General features: G+C 54.2%; 22 protein-coding genes. 1 reads left to right on the plus strand and 21 read right to left on the minus strand.

The window, feature by feature from the left end:
- Nucleotides 1-3: 3 nt before the first annotated feature.
- The 6 genes from EVJ26_RS00300 to recU form a co-directional block, all read right to left on the minus strand.
- The gene (locus EVJ26_RS00300) at nt 4-549 is read right to left on the minus strand and encodes an SLOG family protein (RefSeq protein WP_016509942.1); all 546 of its coding nucleotides are present in this window, start codon (nt 547-549) and stop codon (nt 4-6) included.
- Complete coding sequence (locus tag EVJ26_RS00305) at nt 546-1,703, minus strand: ribonuclease H-like domain-containing protein (RefSeq protein WP_131469597.1); 1,158 nt, start codon at nt 1,701-1,703, stop codon at nt 546-548. The genes EVJ26_RS00300 and EVJ26_RS00305 overlap by 4 nt, the downstream gene beginning before the upstream one ends.
- Complete coding sequence (locus tag EVJ26_RS00310; RefSeq protein WP_070327406.1) at nt 1,700-3,949, minus strand: DEAD/DEAH box helicase; 2,250 nt, start codon at nt 3,947-3,949, stop codon at nt 1,700-1,702. The genes EVJ26_RS00305 and EVJ26_RS00310 overlap by 4 nt, the downstream gene beginning before the upstream one ends.
- A gap of 18 nt (nt 3,950-3,967) precedes the next feature.
- A complete protein-coding gene (locus EVJ26_RS00315) occupies nt 3,968-4,528 on the minus strand; it encodes a hypothetical protein (protein WP_236634005.1) in 561 nt (186 codons plus the stop codon).
- An 89-nt stretch (nt 4,529-4,617) separates the two neighbouring features.
- The gene (locus EVJ26_RS00320) at nt 4,618-7,203 is read right to left on the minus strand and encodes a transglycosylase domain-containing protein (RefSeq protein ID WP_131469598.1); all 2,586 of its coding nucleotides are present in this window, start codon (nt 7,201-7,203) and stop codon (nt 4,618-4,620) included.
- Nucleotides 7,204-7,223: 20 nt separating this feature from the next.
- Nucleotides 7,224-7,820: a Holliday junction resolvase RecU gene (gene recU, locus EVJ26_RS00325; protein WP_131469599.1), complete on the minus strand. Its 597-nt coding sequence runs from the start codon at nt 7,818-7,820 to the stop codon at nt 7,224-7,226.
- A 351-nt stretch (nt 7,821-8,171) separates the two neighbouring features.
- Between recU and EVJ26_RS00330 the strand changes: the two genes are divergently transcribed.
- On the plus strand, nt 8,172-9,023 hold the full coding sequence (locus EVJ26_RS00330) for a DUF3800 domain-containing protein (protein WP_083273962.1): 852 nt from the start codon (nt 8,172-8,174) through the stop codon (nt 9,021-9,023).
- Between the two features lie 41 nt (nt 9,024-9,064).
- Here EVJ26_RS00330 and EVJ26_RS00335 read toward each other — a convergent pair whose 3' ends face one another.
- The 15 genes from EVJ26_RS00335 to bshB1 all read right to left on the minus strand — a co-directional run bounded on the left by EVJ26_RS00335 (nt 9,065) and on the right by bshB1 (nt 24,081).
- Entirely contained in the window at nt 9,065-10,297 is a 1,233-nt protein-coding gene (locus tag EVJ26_RS00335) for an MFS transporter (RefSeq protein WP_131469600.1), read from the minus strand.
- Between the two features lie 151 nt (nt 10,298-10,448).
- Nucleotides 10,449-11,108 (minus strand): endonuclease III, encoded by a 660-nt coding sequence (gene nth / locus EVJ26_RS00340; protein ID WP_131456097.1) that lies wholly within the window; start codon nt 11,106-11,108, stop codon nt 10,449-10,451.
- Entirely contained in the window at nt 11,108-11,695 is a 588-nt protein-coding gene (locus EVJ26_RS00345) for a DnaD domain-containing protein (RefSeq protein ID WP_070327409.1), read from the minus strand. The genes nth and EVJ26_RS00345 overlap by 1 nt, the downstream gene beginning before the upstream one ends.
- Nucleotides 11,696-11,756: 61 nt before the next feature.
- Nucleotides 11,757-13,058: an asparagine--tRNA ligase gene (gene asnS / locus EVJ26_RS00350; protein WP_131467743.1), complete on the minus strand. Its 1,302-nt coding sequence runs from the start codon at nt 13,056-13,058 to the stop codon at nt 11,757-11,759.
- Nucleotides 13,059-13,078: 20 nt separating this feature from the next.
- Nucleotides 13,079-14,266 carry a pyridoxal phosphate-dependent aminotransferase gene (locus EVJ26_RS00355; RefSeq protein WP_131467745.1) on the minus strand — a complete coding sequence of 396 codons (1,188 nt, stop codon included), beginning with the start codon at nt 14,264-14,266 and terminating at the stop codon, nt 13,079-13,081.
- Nucleotides 14,267-14,288: 22 nt separating this feature from the next.
- Nucleotides 14,289-14,735, minus strand: a complete 447-nt coding sequence (locus EVJ26_RS00360) for a hypothetical protein (protein WP_236635467.1) — start codon at nt 14,733-14,735, stop codon at nt 14,289-14,291.
- 29 nt (nt 14,736-14,764) lie between these two features.
- Nucleotides 14,765-14,950 (minus strand): YpmA family protein, encoded by a 186-nt coding sequence (locus EVJ26_RS00365; protein WP_016509977.1) that lies wholly within the window; start codon nt 14,948-14,950, stop codon nt 14,765-14,767.
- A gap of 64 nt (nt 14,951-15,014) precedes the next feature.
- Entirely contained in the window at nt 15,015-17,825 is a 2,811-nt protein-coding gene (dinG, locus tag EVJ26_RS00370) for an ATP-dependent DNA helicase DinG (protein ID WP_131456105.1), read from the minus strand.
- A 116-nt stretch (nt 17,826-17,941) separates the two neighbouring features.
- Nucleotides 17,942-18,325 (minus strand): aspartate 1-decarboxylase, encoded by a 384-nt coding sequence (gene panD / locus EVJ26_RS00375; protein ID WP_070327414.1) that lies wholly within the window; start codon nt 18,323-18,325, stop codon nt 17,942-17,944.
- A 5-nt stretch (nt 18,326-18,330) separates the two neighbouring features.
- On the minus strand, nt 18,331-19,161 hold the full coding sequence (panC, locus tag EVJ26_RS00380; protein ID WP_131456109.1) for a pantoate--beta-alanine ligase: 831 nt from the start codon (nt 19,159-19,161) through the stop codon (nt 18,331-18,333).
- Nucleotides 19,158-19,994: a 3-methyl-2-oxobutanoate hydroxymethyltransferase gene (gene panB / locus EVJ26_RS00385; protein WP_070327416.1), complete on the minus strand. Its 837-nt coding sequence runs from the start codon at nt 19,992-19,994 to the stop codon at nt 19,158-19,160. Before panB ends, panC begins: the two co-directional genes overlap by 4 nt.
- A gap of 214 nt (nt 19,995-20,208) precedes the next feature.
- Nucleotides 20,209-21,171 carry a biotin--[acetyl-CoA-carboxylase] ligase gene (locus EVJ26_RS00390; RefSeq protein WP_131456111.1) on the minus strand — a complete coding sequence of 321 codons (963 nt, stop codon included), beginning with the start codon at nt 21,169-21,171 and terminating at the stop codon, nt 20,209-20,211.
- Nucleotides 21,144-22,283: a CCA tRNA nucleotidyltransferase gene (locus EVJ26_RS00395; RefSeq protein ID WP_131469601.1), complete on the minus strand. Its 1,140-nt coding sequence runs from the start codon at nt 22,281-22,283 to the stop codon at nt 21,144-21,146. The genes EVJ26_RS00390 and EVJ26_RS00395 overlap by 28 nt, the downstream gene beginning before the upstream one ends.
- Nucleotides 22,280-23,401 (minus strand): N-acetyl-alpha-D-glucosaminyl L-malate synthase BshA, encoded by a 1,122-nt coding sequence (bshA, locus tag EVJ26_RS00400; RefSeq protein WP_131456115.1) that lies wholly within the window; start codon nt 23,399-23,401, stop codon nt 22,280-22,282. Before bshA ends, EVJ26_RS00395 begins: the two co-directional genes overlap by 4 nt.
- Nucleotides 23,398-24,081 (minus strand): bacillithiol biosynthesis deacetylase BshB1, encoded by a 684-nt coding sequence (bshB1, locus tag EVJ26_RS00405; protein ID WP_131456117.1) that lies wholly within the window; start codon nt 24,079-24,081, stop codon nt 23,398-23,400. Before bshB1 ends, bshA begins: the two co-directional genes overlap by 4 nt.
- Nucleotides 24,082-24,190 lie beyond the last annotated feature (109 nt).

A 24,190-nucleotide genomic window follows, 5' to 3' on the forward strand; every position in this document is an offset into this window, starting at 1 on the left:
TCTTCACTCCCACTGTTGTTCCCACTGTTTTTCTTCCTCGATCACACGCAGGTCGTCTTGTGTGATCATGAATAGTTCCATCTGGTGTTTTCGTTTAGCCCCTTCAACGAGGAAACGGGGGCTTCCTCCCGTCTCTTCGTCATACAACGTAATTAATCCTGCTGCCTTGTCTAAAAAGAACGCCGTTTTTGCGCGCAGCTGACTCGGGTCTTCATAAGGACGTTGCGTGAGCGGTTCAAAAAAATCGGCTTCGAGCCGCAACTGGCTGAATAACTCTTGTTCATACGGCTTATACCGTTCTTCCATCTCTAAAAATGGCGGAAACACCGCGATTTTAATCGGGTGTGTTTCTCTTAACTCTAACAATACTTGTCCTGCCCACAATTCACAACCGTTCGTTCCACTGAAGATGAACCATTCGGCCCCGAGTTCGATTGCTTCTGTGATCTTTCGGCGGTACGCTTCTTGGATGATCTCGATGCCGGGATGGTCAGCTTTGAAGATCCCAAGCTCATGGGGCCGATACCCGGTAATCGCAACAACTTTCATAACCTCTTCCTTTCTAACCGAGCTAGACGATGGTTGAGCGCGTGTTGCTGTTTTTGGACGGTATGTTTCAAGACCGTCTTTTGCTGTTCCACGATCGCAATCGCCTGCTCGGTATATCGAATGGCTGACACGACATCTTTTTGCTGATGTTCTGCATACTTGGCTAGCTCGACCAACGCCTCGGTCGTCCCGACTTCTTTGAAAAGAGGAAGCGCTTCGACGATGCGGCCGGTCCGCTTTAACAGCAGCGCTTGACGCATTTTCGCCCGTTTTGTCGGTTGCTCGATCCGTTCATACTGTTTGAGTGCCTCGTCCGTACTCCCTAGATCGTTCAACCAATGGGCCCGCTCTTCTCCAAATGTCGGCTCGTCTGCTTCGACGAGGTGACAGAGCCGCTTATAAAGCGACACGAGGCTCAAGCAATCGGCGTGATGGTGCTCGATGACCGATTGTAAAATATCAGGGTCCCGCTCTTTGACGTATTGAAAGTAATGCATCGGGGCGAGAAAACCTGGCAGATCGTCCGTTCGGGCATGTCCAAAATGGGCCTCGACCGCTTTTAACGAGACCGACTCGAGTGTCGGCTTCAACAGACGCCTTGACGCATGCAACAGATCGACATGACCGACGGCGGGCAACGCCTTCACTTTCGTCCGGACGAACGTATGACGCGTCTTGATTTGCGGCCAATCGAACGATTTTCCATTGTACGTCACGAACCGGACCTCGTCGCCGATGTCATTGAGAAAGTGATAGTAGAACGCGGTCTCAAACGCCGGGTGCGGCAATACGTACTGAATCATCTCGAGATGGTCTGGCTTGAAGCGGGCGAACCCGATCAAAAAGATGGACGTCCCGGCACCACGGAGCCCGGTCGTCTCCGTATCCATGAACAACACTTGGTCATACGGCACGTCGACCGTGAAGAACGGATGGTCTGCCGTCCCGAGGGCCCGTTTCGCCGCGTCGAACGTAAAGTCGTGATACGTCGCTTCAAGCGGGTAAATCTCTTTCAAGCGCACGCACCACTCGCTTTCAAACGTCAGGATCTCGCCACCTCGCGCAATCCACTTGGCTTGCTCCGCGTCATCTGGTGTGACCGTCGCTTGTTTCGGTTCATTTGTTTTGATGAGTCGTGATAGCTTCGCTTTCATATCGTTCCTTTCAATGCGGTCAACTGATTGACAACTTGGTCTTTAAAGTCACCGTAGCCGATCATCCCGACGCAACGTGGGCATCCGCTCACACACGGACAATCCTCGACCGTGCGGATTGCTGCGTCTAAAATTTCAGCGGCGTCTCGGAAGAGCGCTTCACTCAAGCCGATACCGCCCGGATAGCGGTCGTACAAGTAGACGGTCGGTTTATTCGTATGGGTCGCTTTCATTTGAATCGTCGTGAACAAGTCGAGCGTGTCGCACATCAAGTAGAGCGGGGCGAGCCGGCGCAACAAGTCGCTGACGGCCTCGAGCTGATCTTCCATATCGGCTTCCGAGTAAGCGAACCGGTCATCGAGCGTGAACCAAGTCGACGTCGTATGCAGCTCCCGTTCCGGCAAGTGGATCGGACCAGATCCGATATTCTCATGCGTCCCGAACTTGATCTTCTTGAACAGCGTCGCCATCGCGATGACCGACACTTCACCGAACGTCTTGGCACCGCTCGTCTTATTTTCTTCTAGCACCTTTAACTCCACGGCCAAGTTCGCGTCTGTGTAGTAATCGACATCGACGCGCCGCACGTACGCTTTCTTTTCTTCAAAATCGAGTTTCTCGACTTGATATTGCTCGGCCCCGTGCAAATAGATCGCCTCGTCGTGAAGCAGCGTCATCGCGCTGAACGTGTCCATCTCGCCGATGACTTGATGTTTCGCCGTCTGGTCGACGATGACGACGTTCTCTTGATCGCTCGTCCGCAGCGAGATATCGTGGGCCGGGAAGGCGTCCGTCATCCAATAGTATTTATTGGCGCGCTCATGCAATATTTGCGCGTCCGTCAAGAAATCAAGGATATCCTCGGTCTCGACCGTACCGAAGCGCTCCCCTTTTTGGAACGGGAGCTCGAAGGCGGCGCACTTCATATGATCGACTAAAATGATCAAGTTGTTCGGGTCAAGACGGGCCGCCTCAGGCGAACGCTCTAAAATCAGGTCTGGTTGCTCGACGACGAGTTGGTCGAGTGATGACGACGAGGCGACGAAGATGACGAGTGATTCCGACTGGCGACGGCCGGCTCTTCCTGCTTGCTGCCAGAGCGAGGCGACGGTGCCGGGATATCCGTTCAATACGCACGCCTCGAGTTGACCGATGTCAACACCGAGTTCGAGCGCGTTCGTCGAAACGACGGCTTTGATTTCACCGTTCCGGAGCCTGCGTTCAATCTCACGCCGCTCTGACGGAAGATAACCGCCCCGATAACCGACGATCGACTTCGGTCCGAGTTCACGTCTCGTCAATTCTTGCAAATACGTCAATAGCACCTCGACACGGACCCGTGACCGAGCGAAGACGATCGTTTGAATATCGGCCTCGACAAGTTTTGACGCGATCCGCTTCGTTTCGAGCGTGGCGCTCCGACGAATCCCGAGTGCTTCATTGACGACCGGAGGGTTATAGAAAATGAGGTGTTTCCTCCCTTGCGGGGCTCCATTATTGTTGACGAGCGTCACTTCTTCCTCGGTCAACAGCTCGGCCAGCTCGACCGGGTTCGCGATCGTCGCGGACGTCATGATCCATTTCGGATAACTTCCATAGTAGGCACAGATTCGTTTGAGCCGCCGAAAGACGTTGGCGACATGGCTCCCGAATACGCCGCGATACGTATGCAGTTCATCGACAACGATATATTCGAGGTTTTCAAACAACCGGATCCATTTCGTGTGATGCGGCAAGATCCCTGAGTGAAGCATATCCGGGTTCGTGATGACGATGTTGCCGGCGTCCCGCACTTTCGTCCGCGCTGCCGGCGACGTGTCCCCATCATACGTGAAGCATCGGAGGTCGCCTTCGAGCGCCTCGACCATCTCCATCAAATCGCTGTTCTGGTCTTGCGCGAGCGCTTTCGTCGGATACAGATAGAGGGCTCGTGCCGTCGGTTTCTCAATCATTCTAGACAGCACGGGCAAGTTATAGCAGAGCGTTTTACCAGAAGCTGTCGGCGTCACGATGACAGTCGAGTTCCCACGTGACGTCTGTTCGACCGCTTCGGCCTGATGCGTGTACAATTGCTCGATGCCGCGACTGTTTAACACCCGGACAAGATCGTCTGGGACGCTCGACGGGATCGCCGCGTATCTTGCAGGTTGTGCCTCGACCGTATGCCAGTGTGTGACATTGGCGGAAAAACTCGGGTCGGTCTTTAATGTCTTAATCATCTCTTCGACGGAACGTTTTTTCCGCATAGTGCTCACCAACTTATTTCATGATTTTGAAGGTGCAAGTCGCTCCACGATCGTCTTCACTTGACTGATTCGTTCGTCACGCAAGAGACGATGAACCGCAGGCAAGTGTAGCACCTCCATCGCTTTGAACGCCTCGGCGACATGCTCATTTTCTTCTTCAAGCCGCTCCATCGCATCCTTGTATAACAGGTGCGTCGAACGGCCGAACAAGACGATGGTATGTAACTTCGTGCATTTCGAATGGACTGCTTGCAAATGTTTCGTGTAACGTTGCACCGCTTTATGATAATCCTCGTGCGTCGTCAGCGCTTGGCGCTTACCGCGAAGAAGTTCTGGATAAAAAGATTCATCGCCGAGAAACATCGTCTCGACGCCGATCCGTTTCAAATAAGGATGGCCGATCGCCTCTGCCACGGCCGAATCATCGATCAATCGTCCGAACGGGATCGATTCTTCTAACAGAATGCGTCCCATCTTCAATCCATTGACGCCGTGAAGGGGTAGGCCAAGATCATCGTCTTGCAGTCGATCGATTACAAACAACACTTTCATCTTTCGCTTAAGAGAGAGTTGAACCATATGTCACCATCCTATTCGCTTTTTTTTCATTATAACAAACCACACAGAAAAACAGGGCGTTGATGTCGCCCTGTTTGAAGTAAGTCAATTTATTCGCGATTGTCATTTTCACGGTCTTGGTTTGATTCAGACGTGTCTGAGTTGGACTGTGATTCGAGCTCGGTCGAAGATTCTTCTTCAGCCGGAGGCGTCTCTTCTGTCGCCGGCTCTTCCGTCGTCTCTCCTTCACCGCCTTCATTGTTCCCATTTCCATTTTCGTTGTTACCATTACCGTTATTGTTGTCAGTCTCATTCGGTGGCGTTTCTTCAGCCGGCTCTTCTTCTGGAGGCGTCTCTTCCGTTGCCGGTTCTTCCTCTTCTTCAGCCGGTTCTTGACTGCGTTCGACCGTGTATTGCGTTTGGGCCGGACTCGACTGTTGCTCCCCTACGAGTTGGTTCGAAGCGGTCGCGACGATGGTGAACGTCGTCGTCCCGTTCCGGAGACCCGAAATAGCGATGCTCGTGTCTTCCGTCGTTCCGACGACACGTTCGCTTCCGTCCGGACGTTTCTCCGTCACGGTGAACGAGAGACCTTGATAACCGTCCGCTTCGACCGCTTGACGATTATATGACCACGTCAACGTCCCGCTGTCGGACGGAATGTCATAATTGATCGACGCGCCGGTCGGTGCCGGAAGATTTTTTGGTTCTAAGTCTTTTGGTTTCGTCCCTTTGACGTATAGTTCATTGCCGAGCGATAGCACCGAATCTGGTTGCTGGAAGCGATCCGGACTTCCCGTCGCCTTCGTCACTTCTTGCATCATATAGTCGAAGTAGTACTGGGCGTGGTTCGGTTTGCTCACTTTTTCATCAGCCCCGCTTACTCTTCCGGTCCAGACCGAGATCGCATAATCGGTCGTGTAACCCGTGAACCATTTGTCTTTCTCATCGTTCGTCGTCCCGGTCTTCCCGGCGACGTCGTATTGGAAGGGATCAGGCGCATACGTACCAGTTGGTGTGTTGACCACGTCACGGAGCATATCGGTCAACATATAGGCCGTGTAGTCTTCCATCGCCTGCTTCGCTTTGATCGGCGAGTTGATCGTCGATCCATCGTTGAACTCGATCTTTTGGATCAAGTGCGGCTTCGTGTACATCCCGTTCGCACCGAGCGCGGCATAGGCGGCCGCCATTTGCGTTGTATTCGCCTCGGCTGTACCGAGACTGTTCGACAACACCATCTCGTCACCTGAACGGGCCGGTTCGATGCCGACGTTCTCGACGAATGATTCGATCGCCTCAGGACCGAACTCGTCCTGTACTTCTTGGAAAGCACGGACGGCCGGCGTGTTCCCGGAAATCGTCAAGTAGTAGCGCATCGTGTTGGCGCCTCGATACCCTTCATAATAGTTTCTGATGTCAATGTCATCAAACTCCTTATCGATGAGAACCTTCCCGGTCGACCATTGGGCGTTCTCGATCCCTGGACCGTAATCGAAGAACGGCTTCGCCGTCGAACCGATTTGGCGTTTCTCCCGCGAGTAGTCGCGGTAGTTCTTATCGCCTTGTTCCGCCTGTTGGCTATCGATGACGGCGATGATCTCACCCGTCTTCGTGTTCAACACGGTCGCACCCATCCGGAGATCTTCCGGGAACTCACCGTTTGGAATGTTCACGTTATCTGTCTTAATATCTTTATTGAATTTCGCGTGCAGTTCTTTATTGATCGACGTATAAACTTTCAAACCAGTCCCGTAAATATCAGACTGCTCTAAGCCGTAGTCTTCTTCGAGTTCCGCTTGGACACGGGCGTAGATCGAACGGGTATACGATTCTTCTTCTGTCTGTGCACCCGGCGAGATAACGTCGGCAATCTCGACGTCGAGCGCCTCGTTATACTGTTGTTCTGTGATGTGACCGTCCCGCTTCATCGCTGAGAGCACTTGCTCTTGACGGTAACGCGTGAGTTCTTGGTCGCCAGCGATCGGATCATAAGCGCTCGGTCGTTGCGGGAGCCCCGCTAAGATAGCCGCTTCTTGATAGTTCACTTCTGACACCGGCTTATTGAAGTACGTCTTCGAGGCCGCTTGCACACCCCACGCCCCTGAACCGTAGTAGTTCTTGTTCAAGTACATCTCAAGAATCTGTTCTTTCGTGTACTCGCGCTCAAGTTTCACGGCGAGCCACTGCTCTTGCAATTTACGTTTTAATTTCTTGTCGGTCGACAAGAACGACTGTTTGACGAGCTGTTGCGTGATCGTCGAACCACCTTCAGACCCGAAACCGTCGGTCACGTTCGCGAGCACGGCACCGCCGATGCGGCGCACGTCGATTCCGTTATGCTCATAGAAGCGACGGTCCTCGATCGAGATGACCGCTTGCTGCATCACTTCTGAAATATCATCGATGGACACGTACTCACGGATTTGGCCGCTTTCTTCAAGCGGTTCGCCTTCAGCCGACAACAGCTGAATCGGGTACGTATCGACTAATTTCTCCTCATCGAGCGGCGGTGCCGTCGCAATCGCGTAGGCTGTATAAGCTCCCCCGACGACCACTCCGACGATCAACAACAATCCTAATATGAACAGGATGCGTCTCCACATCGGTTTCTTTGTTTGTTGCTTTGGTTTTTTCGTTTGTTGCTTTGGCTTTTTCGTCGTATCTTGTCGACGCGCCATCCGACTTCGTTCCATTCACGCTTCACTCCTTCTATTCAATCGAGCCACGCTTCAATCGCCGTCAAATAATCGATGGCTGGAAGGGCTCGTGTTGGAACTTCGATTGCCTCTTGTTCAATATATGCGAGTGGGATCGACTTCCGTCCCGTCTCTCGCTGCTCCCACCAGTGTAATAATTGCTCCGTTGATAACACATATTGCGTATTATAGCGGCTAAACCGGATGATGACAAAACAAATCCCTCCGTGACGCTCACACTCGCGCATGTGATTGATTTGATGATCATGAAAGTTTCCGAGCGGGAACGACGTTTTATTGTTCGTCTCTTTCGCTTCAAAATCAATGTATTTCCCGCGATAGACCCCATTATAGTCGGTCGTCGAGGCTTGCTTAAAATACGCCTCGGTCACTTTGGCCGCGCTCCGTTTCGGATAATCGACTTTGACGATTTGAAGCGGAGTCGGCTTTTTATGGATGACCGCTTTTCCGTGGAGCCGATAAAACTCGTTCGTATCGTTCAGAAGCGTCTCTAAATTCATGCCTCGATTCGCATACGTTGGCGGATTGGACTTTCTCGGCATCTCGGCCGCTCTCGGTTTCTTCCCGTTCGGATAATGGAACAATGTCGTCACCCCTAGTTTCTAGTTTAACAGGTTGATCCACTCGTTCCTTCCGTCTGAAGTCTGATTGTCGAGTTCTGTCGCTCGACTCCTCCGTGGATTTTCCGCAATCCATATCGTACCAAACTCCCGTATGTTAAACTAGTGTGTAGTACATTGTGTATTCAAATTGACACGACCTTGTTACGGTGTCACTGAATACTTTTCTACAATAAGTCCTCTACTTATTAACCGAAATGTGAACAGGCTAAACGCTGATTGACGAGACTTTAAAAAAGTAAGCGATCGAGAGCGTTTCGCGAGGACTGGAAATAAACTAGGCGGCTTGGAATCCACATCCCTAAGCCCTGTTGGAGGAGTAAGATGGAGACACAAAAGAAGTATGTCATGTTCGTCGATGAGACAGGTACACCAAAAGGCAACACCCAGTTCAACTTGACCGGGGTATTGATGGAATACAAGTATGCGATTGACGCTGATGAGGCTGGAATGCCGTGCGAATTGAAGCGACGCTTACAAGCGTTCAAACGAGATGTCTTCAAAACGGAAAATATCCCACTGCATTTAAAAGAAATTTTAAAGGCCGAGCATCCATATGGAAAAGACGATGGGATCACAATCGATATGCTCCGTGATTTTTGGAACAAACTCCCAGACTTCTTGCGCGATATCAATTGCACGATCGTCAGTGTCGAGGTCGATAAACAGAAGCTTCACGATTTCTACTCGACGCCGAAAGACCCTTATGTCGTCGCTTTCGCCCATTTAATGAAATCGTTTTATGCATTTTTGGAAGAGACGGAAGCTGTCAGCGCCCGTGTCGTCCTCGAGTCGCGCGACGATTATCAGAACCTGCTCATTCAAAAAGCATTTTTCGATATCTTCAACTCCGGGACGGTCCATCTCGACGTCGAGAAGAGCCGACAAAAAATCAAAGGGTTCATCTTCTCAGAGAAACAAAGCACGATCTATCAATCTGGTCTTGAAATCGCTGACCTCGTCTGCCTGCCGCTCTCGCGCGTGCGCCGCGGCGTGATCGAAGTGAAACCACGGTTCGTCCATTATGGGGATGAAAACCGAATCTTCAAAGCCATCAAGGACAAGATTTACATTCGTAAAGACAGTCCAGACCAAGATTTCCGCAACTGGGGCTTCAAAAAAGTCCCAATCACGAAAAAACGTCGCGAATGGAGCGACCATCCCTGGAACCATTAAAAATCGCCTCGTAGCCATCTACGAGGCGATTTTTATGTTGCTCAATCTTGCGGACGAAGCCCCGGTAATGTCTCACGCAGTCTTTTGAGCGCAATCAGTCCAGCCATGAACGGGAGCAGTGCCACAATCCCGATTGCCCAATCAATTGACAGCACGTCGGTCAATAAACCAGCCAACAACGCCCCAAACGCATAGCCACTGTCTCGCCAAAACCGATAGACGCCCATCGCTGACGCTCGCCAGCTCGGCTCGGCCACGTCACTGATTGAAGCTTGGAGCGTCGGATAAACCATCGCCGTCCCGATGCCAAGCAAAACGGCGGCAAACATCCAGAGCGAATAGTCGTTGACGAGCAGGATCAGCCAAAGCGATCCCGCCTGGACCCACATCCCTCCGACAATCAACCCTTTTCGTCCGATGCGGTCACTCAACCCACCTGTGAACAGTTGGACCAACCCCCATGCGGCCGGATAGATGGCGACTAGTAGACCAATCTCCGATAGATTCAGCCCTTTATAGGCGAAGTAGATCGGGAACAACCCCCACGCCATGCCGTCCTTTAGATTCGTTGAAAGTCCTGCCAGCGTCAGGCTCGAGAGCGAACGGTCTTGCCAAGTCGTCGTCAAGAACACGTCTTTGGCCGAGAGTTTCTGTCCCGTTCCCACACCTGTTGACTGCAAGTGCAACTGTTGTCGCGTATCTTTGACAAAGATTGATAACGTGAACCCGATGACGACGATCAAAATCCCCACGTAAAACGGTTCCGGCCGGTTGCCGTACGTACTGGCGATGAATCCTGAGACCGCGGCCATGGTAGCGACCCCGACATAACCGGCAAATTCGTTCAAGCCGACGGCAAGCCCTCGTTCCATCGGTTTAGCCAAATCAATCTTCATGTTGACTGTCATCGACCACGTCAAACCTTGATTGATCCCTAGTAACACGTTGGCGACGATGATCATCCACCAAGACGTCGCAAAGATGACGAGTAACGGGACGAACAAACCAAGTCCCCAACCAACTAATAAGACTTTCTTGCGACCGAACCGGTCTGCGATCGCCCCGGCAAAATAGTTGACGATTGCTTTTGAGAAACCAAAACTGATAATGAATGACAGCGCCGCGCTCGTCGACACTAATCCAAAATCTTCTTCCCCGATTACAGGCAGGATGGTCCGTTCAAGACCGACCATCGATCCGACGAAGAAGTTCGTTACGACGAGCATGATAAAGTTCATCCGATTTTCATGTATGCCGATTCGTGTTTGAGTCATTAAACGTGCCCCCCTTGCCTTTCAGTCGATCTGTAGAATTGAACGATTGTATCGTTTCGATGTTGACTAGATCGAGTATAGCAAAAAATACCCCCATACGTATAAAAAGCGTCTTCCCGATTCAAAAATCAGGAAGACGCTTGCGTCATCATTATCCAGTCGCTTGCTGCGACTTCATCCGCTTCTTGCCTTCGCGGCACATATGCAAGAGCGGACACGTCTCGCAGCCGGGCCGTTGTGCCTTGCAGTGATACCGTCCGAAAAAGATAAACTGGTGGTGGAGCTGTGACCAGTCTTCACGGGGAAACTTCTTCATGAGCGTGTCTTCGACTTGACGGACGTTGTCTTTCCAACGGCAGATGCCGAGCCGTTTGGACACACGCTCGACGTGGGTATCGACCGCGAACGCCGGTTCATGAAAGGCGACCGACAAGACGACGTTCGCCGTCTTGCGCCCGACTCCAGGCAGCGCCTCGAGTGATTCCCGGTCGTCCGGGACGATGCCTCCGTGCAGATCAAGAATTCGCATCGACAGCGCTTTGACGTTTTTGGCCTTGTTTCGAAACAGACCGATTCGTTTAATGAGCGACTCGATTTCCGCTACGTCAGCCGCAGCCATCGCCTCGACCGTCGGGAACGCCTCGAACAGTCCAGGCGTCACTTGGTTGACGAGCGCGTCCGTCGCCTGCGCGGACAGCGCCACGGCGACGACGAGTTCGAACGGGTTGCGGTGGGTCAGCTCACAATGGGCGTCCGGGAACATTTGCCGCATCGTCTCCGAGATTTCGTTCAATTGAGCTCTCGTCAACATCACTTTTTCCTCCGTTGATACTCGACCAAGTCTTCGAGTGACTCGACTTTATGGTCTTGCCAAACGCTCAAGATTTTATCCATGTACTTGAAGTTGCGGACGTTACGCAGTTTCGCCTCGCGGAGCGCGGCCAAAATGAGTTCTTCACTGAAACCGTCTTCGGTCAACCAGCCGACGATTTGCTCGATCTCAAACGGCGTGATCGTCCCGAACTCCCGCTCGAACGTATGGATGAGGTTCTCGTTTAGCGACTGCGTATTTTTTTCAGGGGCGCCGTCTTCTTCGAGTGCTTGGAAAAGAGGGAGCAGACTGTATCGCTCCACTTCCGCCGACGCATCGATGGCGACGAGCTCTTTTTGCAGCAGCCCGAGCAGAACAGAGCGTGCCTCGCTCTCGGGAACGTTCATCCGGTCGCCGAGCTCGCTCGGAAGCGGCATCTCGATGCCTTCTCCCGTCAACTCCAACAAGTGGACGACGAGACAAAACTCGACCGGGTTGAGATTGAGACGACGTGCATCGGTGAACAGCTTCCTCGGAACGACGACCGGACTTTGTTCAAACAGCTTGATCAGATTATGTGCATCCATGTCGCACATCCTTTCTAGACAAATCAATCGGGGAAGACAATTAGTCATCCCCGATTGGCGATTATGGGTGAATTCGGTTCAATAGACGTGGGAACGGAATCGCTTCACGGATGTGTTCGATTCCGCTGATCCAAGCGACGGTCCGTTCAAGACCGAGCCCGAAGCCCGAGTGTGGGACCGAGCCGTACTTACGCAACTCAAGATACCAGTCATACGCATCAGTCTCATCAAGTCCTTCTTTGGCGATCTCTTCTTTCAAGCGGACATAGTCGTCTTCACGCTGCGAGCCGCCGATGATCTCGCCGTAACCTTCAGGTGCGATCAAATCGGCACAAAGGACGAGTTCAGGGTTCTCTGGGTCGACTTTCATGTAGAACGGCTTGATTTCTTTCGGCCAATGGGTGATGAACACCGGCAAATCATGCGCGTTGGCGATCGCCGTCTCATGCGGCGCCCCAAAGTCATCCCCGTACTCGATGTCATCGAAGCCTTCTTCTTTCAAGAACGTGATCGCGTCCGTATAACGAATACGTGGGAACGGCGCTTGAACTTTTTCAAGCTTCTCCAAGTCGCGTCCGAGCAACTCAAGCTCGTTCCGGCAATGGTCAAGCGCTGACTTCGCGATGTATGACACATAACGCTCTTGCAGATCAAGACTCATATCATGGTCGAAGAATGCCATCTCCGGCTCGATCATCCAAAACTCGATCAAGTGACGACGTGTCTTCGATTTTTCAGCGCGGAACGTCGGACCGAACGAGAACACTTTGCCGAGCGCCATCGCTGCGGCTTCCATATATAACTGACCTGTTTGCGACAAGTAGGCCGGCTGACCGAAGTAGTCCGTCTCGAACAACTCGGTCGTCCCTTCCGGCGCGCTCGACGTGATGATCGGCGGATCGATCTTGACGAATCCTTCTTGGTTATAGAACTCGTATGTGGCCCGGATCAATTCGTTCCGGACTTTCATGATCGCGTGCTGGCGACGCGACCGGAGCCAGAGGTGACGGTTGTCCATCAAGAACTCCGTCCCGTGTTCTTTCGGTGTGATCGGATAGTCGATCGATTCCGAGATGATTTCCATCGCTGTCACTTCGAGTTCGAAGCCGAGCGGCGTCCGGCCGCCGTCCGATTTGACGTTCCCCGTCACCCAGACTGACGTCTCTTGCGTCACGCCTTTTGCGAGGGCGAACAGTTCTTCCGCGACTTCTGCTTTGACGACGACGGCTTGGGCGAACCCGCTCCCGTCCCGGAGTTGAAGGAAGGCGATTTTACCACTCGAACGTTTGTTGGCGATCCAGGCACCGACCCGGACCGATTGTCCTTCATAATCTTTAAATTGGCTAATTGAAATAGTTGTCATGTTCATATCCATCCTTTCGCTTATCGAGCGCTACTCTTGATAAAGTTTTCCACTCGATCGAGCGCTTCTAGTACTCGCTTCAATTCTGTTGCATAAGACAAGCGGACGTAATCGTCCTGCCCAAAGCCCGATCCCGGCACGAGCGCGACGAATGCTTCACCGAGCACTGCTTCGCACCATGCGTCGACCGAGTCGTAGCCGCTCATCGACGCGGCTTGTTTGGCGTTGGCGTATAAGTAGAATGCCCCTTGCGGTTTTAGGCACGTGATGCCTGGTATGTTGATCAATCGCTCATAGACGATTTCAAGGCGCTCTTCAAATGAGACCCGCATCATCTCGACGTCATCTTGCGAGCCGTTGTACGCCTCGACGGCCGCCGCTTGGGCGATCGACGTCGGATTCGACGTCGAGTGCGATGCGAGGTTCGTCATCGCTTCGATGATCGTCTTGTCTCCGATCGCGTACCCGATGCGCCACCCGGTCATCGCATGTGACTTCGAGACCCCGTTGATGATGATCGTCCGCTCACGCATGTCAGGAAGCGTGGCGATCGAGACGAACTTGCTATCGCCATAGATGAGCTTCTCATAGATCTCGTCACTGACGACGAGCAGGTCGTGGCGCTTGACGACTTCGGCGAGTGCGACCAACTCTGACTCCGTATAGATCATACCGGTCGGGTTGGACGGGCTGTTCAAGATGACCGCTTTCGTCCGGTCTGTGATGGCGGTTTCAAGTGACTCTGGCGTCAGCTTGAACGTCGTCGCCTCGGTCGTCTCCACATAGACCGGGACACCGTCGGCAAGTTTCACTTGTTCCGGATAACTCACCCAATACGGGACCGGGATGATGACTTCATCACCTTCGTCGAGAATCGCTTGGAACAAGGCGTATAACGCATGTTTCGCCCCTGAGGCGACCATGACCTCGTTACGCTCGAACGTGAGGTCGCTGTCGCGTTTCGTCTTCTCGATGATGGCATCTTTTAAAGCGACCGTTCCGCCTGAAGGCGTATACTTCGTATCGCCGTCACGTGCAGCCTTGCATGCGGCCTCAATAATTCGTTCAGGCGTATTGAAGTCCGGCTCACCGGCCCCGAGCCCGATCACGTCTTGTCCCGAGGCTTTCAGCGCTTTCGCTTTCGCCGTGATCGCGAGCGTCGTCGAAGGTGTTAACTGTTTTACACGTCTTGCCAATAGATGTTCCATCGATATCCTCCTCTAATCTCGTTCAGTTCGAATCCGCCAGTTGGACCCGTCTTACAAAGTCTCCGGTTTGAAGCGTGTAATAGGAATACGTATACGTCGCCCCTGATTTCGTCACGACTTCGATGAGCGCACGCTCATCGAACCCGTACTTACAACTGACGAGCATACCACCGGTCTCCTCGAGCGAATCGGCACAGACTTGATCTAAGTCGACCGACGCGATCTCACGTGTCTCGATCGGTTGCTTGCTGTCGACCGGCACGAACAGGACACGGTCCGTCTCCTCGAAGACGACGTACGGTTCCGTCCCGTTAAAGAGCTCAGCCCGTTCGATCCGGACCGTCGGCTGTTCGGCCTCAAGACGATTGCGCGCTTCCGCGATCATGTTTTGTTTTGTCCGTTCCGTATGACCGACCGTGAACCAATAAATCCCACTAAACACGATGACGACACCGATGAGTGCCGTCATAAGAGCAACCACTACTTTTTTCTTCCGCGTCATTCTGTCCGATAGATGGTGAACACCATCTCTTCTTTCTTCGGATCATTCACTTTTTTCTCTAATGCAAGACCGAACATCAAATCTTGGCTCTTCAGTGTACGATTCAATAGGTCGACGATTTTGTACACGTCTGCCGTCGGCTCGATCCGAACGGTCGCGAGCGTCTCAATATTCGAATTCATGTTTACTCCTCCTTCAAAACACTATACCCATCATTATAAAGCGATAATTTCACGCTGCCTAGCGTTATCTCTGATTTCCTAGAGTCGTCTCTTCTTTCTCATCTAAAAACAGTTCGAGCTCGGCCAGTGACGTCTCGAGCGATCCTTCGATCCGGTCGACGGCCGGGAGACTATTGAGAAACTGTTTCCCGTAACGCGTCGTCTCGACACGGCGGTCGAAGACGAAGATGGCGCCGTAATCCTCTTTCGAGCGAATGAGGCGACCGACGCCTTGTTTGAAGCGGATGACCGCTTGCGGAAGTGACAGTTCAAAAAACGACGACTTCCCGGTCGCTTCAATTTTTTCGGACCGCGCCTGAATGACCGGTTGGTCGGGCGGGGCGAACGGGAGACGCACGATGACGAGGCAGGTGAGCGCCTCTCCCGGGATATCGACCCCTTCCCAGAAGCTGGCCGTCCCGAACAAAATCGACTGATCGATTCGTTTGAACTGCTTCGTCAAACGGCTGCGCGAGCCGCCGCTGACGCCTTGGGCAAGCAACGTATACGCGTCGTCTAGCTGATGTCTCACCGCCTCGTGCGTCAAACGTAACAGCTCGTTCGACGTGAACAAGACGAGCATGCGTCCTTTCGTCACGTTGGCAATCCGGGCAATCGAAGCGGCGATTTGATCGACGAAATGCGGCAACGGCACTTCGTTGATCAACGGGATGTCTGACGGGACGAACAATTTCGCCTGTTTCTTGAAGTCAAACGGCGAAGCGAGGACGACTCGTCTCACGTCCTGCCCGTCGAGACCGAGCCTGCGCTCGATAAAGCCGAAGCGACCGGACACGGTCATCGTCGCCGACGTCAAAATCGTCGGTCGTTTCGCAAACAAGCGCTCATGGAGTAACGGTCCGATTTCGACCGGTTGCGTATAGACCGAGGTCAATTTGCGGTTGGCCAAGTTCAACTCGACCCAACTGACAGCGTCGTCGTCGCGGGTGAGCATCGTTTCATACAGCACGCTCTCAATCTCTCGCACGTCACCGATGAACGCCTTCAAGTCACCGATCACGGCGCGTTGCTTGAACGTCATATGCTCTTTATGCTCATCGAGAAGACGAAGCATCTGCCGGAGCGACATCCGAAGCGTCCGTAAACGGTTCTCAAGCCGCTTCGCCACTTCACGGATCGGTCGGAACACGTCACCTTCCCGTTCGAAGCGAACGGTTTGCCGTTGATCTTTTTTCTTGCCGAGCGACTGGAGCGCCGTCAACAGGTCGTCTAGTTCGACATCGACTTGGGCTAACGCCTGGTCGGTCTCTTTACTGAACGCTTCCGTCTCTTCGGACACGGACGTCAAGTCGGCAAGTTGCAGCAGCCGGGAATGGAACTTTCCGTCGGCCCCGTAGCCGAACCATTTGAATAAGCGATCGAACTGGATCGCGTCGAACGTGACGCCGAAATGATGCGAGGCGACCTCTTCGACTTGATGCGCCTCGTCCAAGATGAGCGGCGTGTCGGTCGGGAGAATCCCGGCCTGATGCTGCAGATCCGAGAAGAGCAACGCATGATTCGTGACGATGATATCCGCCTCTTTCGAACGCAGGACGGCCCGCGTGAAGAAGTCACGGCTATACCATGGGTCAAAGCGGCCGAAGTCCGTTGCCGCGTCGGCTTGAATGAGCCGTTTGAACGAAGCCGGCCCTTGTGTCGCCGCTCCAGGGAGTGACAACTCTTCCAAGTCCCCTGTCTCCGTCTCGGTCAACCAGACGAGCACCATCGCCTTGCACATCGCCGAGAGCATCCCGTCATTCGTCTCCTCGAGCACCATCTCAAACTTCCGGAGATCAATATAGTTGCGTCTTCCTTTCAGAAGCGTGAACTCGATTTCCGGGAAGATAGCTTTTAAGATCGGCAAGTCCCGGTTGAGCAGCTGTTCTTGTAATTGGATCGTATGCGTGCTGACGACGACCGGTCGTTTCGTCTCAAGGGCGTGATGCGCGCTCGGGATCAAGTAGGCTAACGTCTTGCCTGTGCCGGTCCCGGCCTCGATGAGAAGCGTCGCCTCATCGTCGAGCGCCTTATAGACGTGCCGCATCATCTCGAATTGACTTTGTCTCGGTTCGAATTGGTCGAACAGTGACGGAAGCGTCTCTTCGATCGTCCGATGAAGGAACGGTTCGAACGGTTCGCGCTCGACCGCCGGCTCAAACGAATCAGTCAGGCGACGGAGTGCGATTTTCCGGTGGATATCGTACGTCGTCTCGTCATCTGGCCGAATACCAATCTCGACGATGAGATCATCGAGCAACGGCTCGATGTTGCTCGTCCACGACTCGGACAGACGGCGCAACTGTTTTAGCGTCACGACCGGTAGCGTCCGCAGGCGATTGAGTTGTTGAATAAACAACTCCGCGGTCGCCTCGGCATCGCTGAGGGCGCGGTGCGCGTCCGTGTGCACCAAGCCGAACGTGTCGGCGAGCGACTCGAGCGCATGGCTTTCAAGTGTCGGATACAAGATGCGCGCGAGTTCGACCGTATCGATGGCCCGCCCTTGGAAAGGTAAATATCCTGCCAGTTCTAAACTCTCATTTAAAAAATTCAAATCAAACGAAACGTTGTGGGCAACGAACACTCGCCCATCTAACATCTTCCAAATATCAGGGATGACGTCTTCAAACGCCGGAGCGGACGCCACATCCTGATCTGTTATCGTCGTCAACTGCGTGATAAAAGGAGGGATTGGACGACTCGGTCGAATCAACGTACTGTAGCGCTCAATCACTTCACTACCTTGTACGACCACCGCCGCGAATTCAATCAGTTCATCGCCGGATTTGACGGAATGACCGGTCGTCTCTAAATCCACTATCACATAAGTGTCCATAACATCCATCCCATCTTCGGCACGCTCGTGCTTTCTGTCTCTTTCTGTCTGTCTCATCTTACCATAGAACGATGCACGAAAAAACGGGGTTGCCTCTAAGGGCATCCCCGCTCTGTTCATAGAATCGTATGTGCGATTTCTTCATATAACAGTTGATCGACTTCGTTGCGATCGTTCAACACCGCAACTTTCGGACGATGCGATCTCGCCTCTTCAGCCGTCATCTGACCGTAGGCCATGATGATGACGACATCGCCGACTTGGAAATGGCGGGCCGCCGCCCCGTTTAGGCAGATGACGCCTGAACCGCGCTCACCCTTGATGACGTATGTCTCAATGCGGGCGCCGTTATGGTTGTTCGTGATGTGGACGTGCTCATTTTCCATAATCCCGACCGCGTCCATCAAATCCTCATCAATCGTAATCGAGCCGACGTAGTGTAAATTCGCCTCGGTCACGGTCGCCTTGTGTAGCTTGGCGTGCATAAATGTTCGAATCATTTGATTCACCCTCTCTTCCAAATCGTATTATCAATCAAGCGGGCGCGTTCAAACTGCACCGCCACTGCAATCAACAGTTCTGTCGACGAGTCTGTCACGTGCGAAAGCGTCGGATAGTCGACCAGTTCGACATAGTCGATCGTACTGTTCGGGATTGCCGACAGCCGTTCGACGAGCCGTTCTTGTACCGACGTGATCGCGTCCCCTTCAGTCAACGCGTCACGCGCCTCGATGAGTGCTCGATTGATGTCGCTCGCGTCAATCCGTTCCGTTTCAGACAAGTAGACGTTACGCGACGACTTGGCGAGTCCCGAGTCCTCACGAATGATCGGACAGCGGATAATCTCGACCGGCACGAAATAGTCCCGAACGTATCCCTCGATCAGTGCGACTTGTTGGGCGTCCTTCAAGCCGAAGTAAGCACGCGTCGGCCGCACCAAGTTGAACAGTTTTGAGACGACCGTCAACACACCGTCAAAATGACCGGGCCGGCTGGCGCCGCATAAGACGTCGGCTCCGGTACGCACCGTCACGCGCGCCATATCGAGCGGATACATCGTCGCGGTATCCGGATAAAATAGTACGTCTACCCCCGCTTCTCGCGCCAACTGTTCGTCCCGTTCAAAATCTCTCGGATAACGATCAAGGTCTTCATTCGGCCCAAATTGGGTCGGATTAACGAAGATGCTCATGACGACGCGATCGTTTTCGCGTTTGGCCGCCTCGACGAGACTCAAGTGTCCTTCATGCAGGTAACCCATCGTCGGCACAAAGCCGACGGTCAACCCGTCGGACAGAGTTTCACGTAACGACATCGGATCGGTGACGATCCTCATGCTTTGCCACCGTACAACGTGTCGAGCAGCGTCTCATCCATCGTGAACGTGTGGCGTTCGAGCGGGAACGAGCCGTCTTTCGTCGCTTGAACGTAAGAGCCGATGGCACTCGTCGCGACCGCGTTCACATCGGCGTAAGCCTCGACGAATTTCGGGAGACGGTCGACCCCATACTTCAAGACGTCGTGATAGACGAGTACTTGGCCGTCGACGTCGGCACCGGCACCAATCCCGATGACCGGGATGTGAAGCGCTTCGGCGATTTTTTTGGCGAGTTGATGCGGCACGCACTCGAGGACGAGCATTTTGGCCCCGACCCGTTCGGCCTCGAGGCTGTCGTTGATCAGTTGCTCGGCATCCTCAAGTGACTTCCCTTGGACCTTATAGCCTTCGAGCACACCGACCGATTGTGGTGTGAGCCCGAGGTGGGCGACACAAGGCATGCCGACTTTCGTCAATCGTTCGATCGTCTCGAGCACTTCGCCCGCCCCTTCAAGTTTGATGGCGTCGGCATGTCCGTCTTGGAACAATGTCGCCGCCGCTTGAAGCGTTCGGTCGAAATCACCGTGATACGTCGCGAACGGCATATCGACGACGACGAACGTGTCCTTCGCCCCGCGGCGCACCGCTTTGGCATGGTGGACCATATCATGAATCGTCACCGGGATCGTCGAGTCGTAACCGAGCACGACCATTCCTAGTGAGTCTCCGACGAGGATGATGTCCACTCCCGCCGCTTCGGCCAGTTTCGCCGACGGATAATCGTAAGCGGTCAACATGACCAACTTCTCTTCTTGCTTCATCTTTTTCAATAATGAAGTCATCGTATGCATATGTTCTCCTCCTAAATGTGGAGACAGGAAAGGAAAAACGCCTTCTTACACGATTGGCAAGAAGGCGCACGAAAACAAACTCAAGGTTGAGTGTCCTTCTGTCCCTGTCAAAATGATCAAGGCAGACAATTAACTAAAACGACGGTCTGCAATTCCGGTACACTTCTTGCGATAGCGTCCGACACGTTCATTATAGACCACGAATACGTTTCCATCAATCATTCCAGACTGCGATTTCAGCGGAATAGATGGCTTCGATGGCACCATGACGCTCGAGCAGGAGCGCCCCCTGTTCTGAGATGCCGCGCATGATACCGCGTTTAGACTCCCCCGAGGCGGTCAACGTCACTTCTTCATTCAAATAAGCGGCGTGCTCTAGCCAGTTGTCGCGGACCGGGCCGAACCCGGATTCGAGCAACGCGTCATATTCGGTCTCGAGCTCGGCCAATAGATCGGCGAGCACTTCACTGCGTCGTAATGCGACGCCCGTCTCCAATTTGATCGACGTCGCCCGGTGAACCAGGTCAGTCGGGATCGACTCCGTATTGACGTTCAATCCGAAGCCGAGGATGACGGCTTGGATGCGGTCGCCTTCAGTTTGCATCTCGGTCAAAATCCCGCCGATCTTCTTCCCGTTCACGAGAAGGTCGTTCGGCCATTTGATAAATGCCGGGACGCCTTGTTGCCTTAGCGACCGGGCGAAGGCGCTCGCCGCCATGAGCGTCAGCTTCGACGCTTCCCGAATCGGCAGCGCCGGACGAAGGATGATACTAGCCGCGATATTGACGTGGCTCGGGTTGTGCCAACTGCGCCCGAGTTGGCCGCGCCCTGCCGTCTGTTCTTCGCTGATGACGAGCGTCCCTTCAAGCGCCCCTTTTTGGGCGAGTTCGTGGGCGATGCGCTGGGTCGTGTCGACTTGGTCGTAGGCGTAGACGTGTTGCCCGAACCGGCCGTGCCGGAACGAGACGAACGCCGGTTCATCGAGCCGGTCCGTCCGTCCGAACAGTTGATACCCTTTACGCGGGATCGTTTCGATGTCGTAACCGTCTTGTTTTAACGTCTCGATGTGTTTCCAAATGGCGGTACGTGAAATATTTAATTGGCGGGCCAATTCCTGTCCGCTCCACACCGCCCCGTCTTGGAGCAAGTTTAAGACCTTTCCTCTCGTTGAAGCCACATGACCGCCTCCTCTCGTAACGTTTGTTCCTCATTGGCTAACTCGCCGAGGACGACGCGCCGTTCGAGGTCGGCGAGCAAGTGCTTGATCCGTGCGCCGCTCGCCCCGACCTGTAGCGCATCGCGACCGTCGAACCGGAGCTCCCGCCGTGACTGGATCGGGAGCATACGTTTCAAGGCGTCGGACGATTCCGTGCTCCCGGTCATCCGCAAATACGTCTCGAGCGTCGCTTGATCCGTCTCATACACGGTGAACGTATCGAGCCCGGAGTCGAACAAGTTGGCCAATACGCCCGCTTCCCGCTTCAAGGCGTTCGAACGCTTCCATGGCGAGAGCCAACGGATGTCCCCGGCGTGATAGACGAATAGCGCCCAGCCTCCGACCGCGTTGATCGGTGCCCGCCTGTCGGCGATGACACGACGGACGAGCTGTTTGGACACGTCCGGTAAGTACTGATGGATGCCGAGCTCGACAAGGTCGGTCAGCGCCCTGCGGTAAGCAGGTCCCGTCATCAACTTCTCGAACTCGATGGCGATGCGTTCCATCGCGATGTCTTGCAATTTGTGGCCGAGCGTCCGCGCCGCGCTCCGCACATCATCAGCGAGCGTGAAGTCGAGCTGGGACATGAACCGAAACGCGCGCATGATCCGGAGCGCGTCTTCCCCGAACCGTTCGTACGGGCTCCCGACGGTCCGGATGATCTGCGCCTCGAGGTCGAGCCGGCCGCCGAACAAGTCGACGACGTTGCCGTCATGGAACGCCATCGCGTTCATCGTGAAGTCGCGGCGCAACATGTCCTCTTCGAGCGTGACGCCGAGCGAGACGTGGTCCGGGCGTCGCGAGTCCGAATACGTCCCTTCCGAACGGAACGTCGTCACCTCGAACGGATGATGGTCGAGGATGACCGTGACCGTCCCGTGATCGATTCCGGTCGGGACCGATTTCGGGAACAGTTTCATGACGTCTTCCGGCAACAACGACGTCGCGATATCGATGTCGTCGGGAAGCGTGCCGCGCACGTAGTCACGAACGGCACCGCCGACGATGTACGCCTCGCCCCCGTGGTCGTTGATTTTTTTTATGATTTGTTTTGCATATTCCCATTCTGTCATCGGCGCACCACCTGTTCGTATAGTCGTTCATATTGCGTGACGATGTCTTTAGACGCGAACTGTCTCGCTTTCACGAGACCGCCGGCACGCAGTTTCGCATGGAGCGCATCGTCGAGCAAGATCGCTTCGAGCGCGGTCGTGGCCGCTGTGACGTCGCCGCGCGCGACGACAAAACCGTCCGCTCCGTCCGTGATCACTTCCGGCAAGCCCCCGGCATCGCTGACGACCGATGGGACGCCTGTCGCTAACGCCTCTAGAGCGACGAGACCGAACGCCTCTTTATCCGACAACAGAAGATGGACGTCACTGATCGACAACAACGCCGCGACTTGTTCTTGTTTACCGGCGAAGATGACACTGTCTTCGAGCGCCATCTCGCTCACGAGTCGACGCATCGCCCCCATGAGCGGTCCGTCACCGACGAGGAGCAACTTCTTGCCCGGGACGCTCATCCGCTGGAACGCCTCGAGCACGAGGTCGATCCGCTTCACTTGCCGGAAGTTCGAGATATGGATGACGACGCGGTCGGCTGCTGACAAGCCGTAACGTTCACGGAGCGACGGCTCGGCTTGCGGCTGATAAACCGATTCGTCGATAAAGTTATGGATGACATCGATCTCAAGGTTGGCATCGATCCGCTCAAGCGTCTCGCGCTTCAAACTGTCGGACACGGCCGTGATCGCGTCCGACTGGCGTAAACCGTACAGGATCGCCGGTTTCAACTCTTCATCTTCCCCGAGCACCGTAATGTCGGTGCCGTGGAGCGTCGAGACGATCGGCGTCTTGCTCTCGGCCATCTCGCGCCCGAGCGCGGCACAAACCGCATGGGGCACCGCATAGTGCGCGTGGATGACGTCGAGGCCGAACGCACGGATGACGCTCGCGATCTTCGAGGCGAGCGTGATATCGTACGGCGGATAGCGGAACACCGAGTACTGGTTGATCTCGACTTGGTGGAACGTGATGTTCGGATGATACGCGTTCAACCGGAACGGGATGCTCGACGTGATGAAATGGACGTCGTGGCCCCGGTCGGCGAGTTTCATCCCGAGCTCGGTCGCGAGGATGCCTGAACCTCCGACCGACGGATAACAGAGTACTCCGATACGTAGCTTCATGCGAGCTCACCCGCCCGCGTGACGACGTACGGTTTGACGGTCATGAGCCCTTCGGCGTAGTCCGTGCCGATCAAGCTACCGAAGTGACGGTCGCGCGCGACGACGCGGTCGACGTACGCATCGGTCAACGGTGTGTCGACGCCGTCAACAGGTGTGAACTGACTCGCGTATGACGTCAACGCGTCCACTTTTTTATCGATCGTCGCCGTGATGTCGATGCAGACGTCCGGTCGCACGTGGGCGTTGATCATGTATTGATAGACGCTGTCCGGACGGTAAGCCGGGACGTCGGGCATATATTTGCGAATCCCGGCGTTGAACAGCGCCTCTTCGACGAGACGGGCGCACGCCCCGTGGTCGGGATGGCGGTCGACGCCGTACGGATAGAGCAGATGCGTCGGTCGTTCGGTCCGGATCAAGCGGACGAGCGCTTCAATTTGGTCGGCTGTCCCGAGCAGGCCACGGTCAGGGAAACCGAGATTGATGCGACGGACGCCGAGAATTCTATCGGCTGTTGCCGCTTCCTGTGCCCGCGTGACGACATCGCCGTTCGACGACAGTTCGGCCCGCGTCAAATCGACGTACAGGACTGGGATGTGATCACCCGTCCACTGGGCCGTCATGCCAGCGATGCCGATTTCGATATCGTCCGGATGGGCCCCGATTGCTACTATTTTCATAAAAAATCACCTCTTCTGTGAAAAGTATATCGGACTCACTGTCGAATGTCATATGTTCAGGGTAGGCAATCCACAGGTTTTTCGAGTACGCTTATGGATGGGAGGTGAA

The sequence above is a fragment of the Exiguobacterium sp. SH3S1 genome (assembly GCF_004337105.1).
Classification (GTDB): Bacteria; Bacillota; Bacilli; order Exiguobacteriales; family Exiguobacteriaceae; genus Exiguobacterium; species Exiguobacterium aurantiacum_A.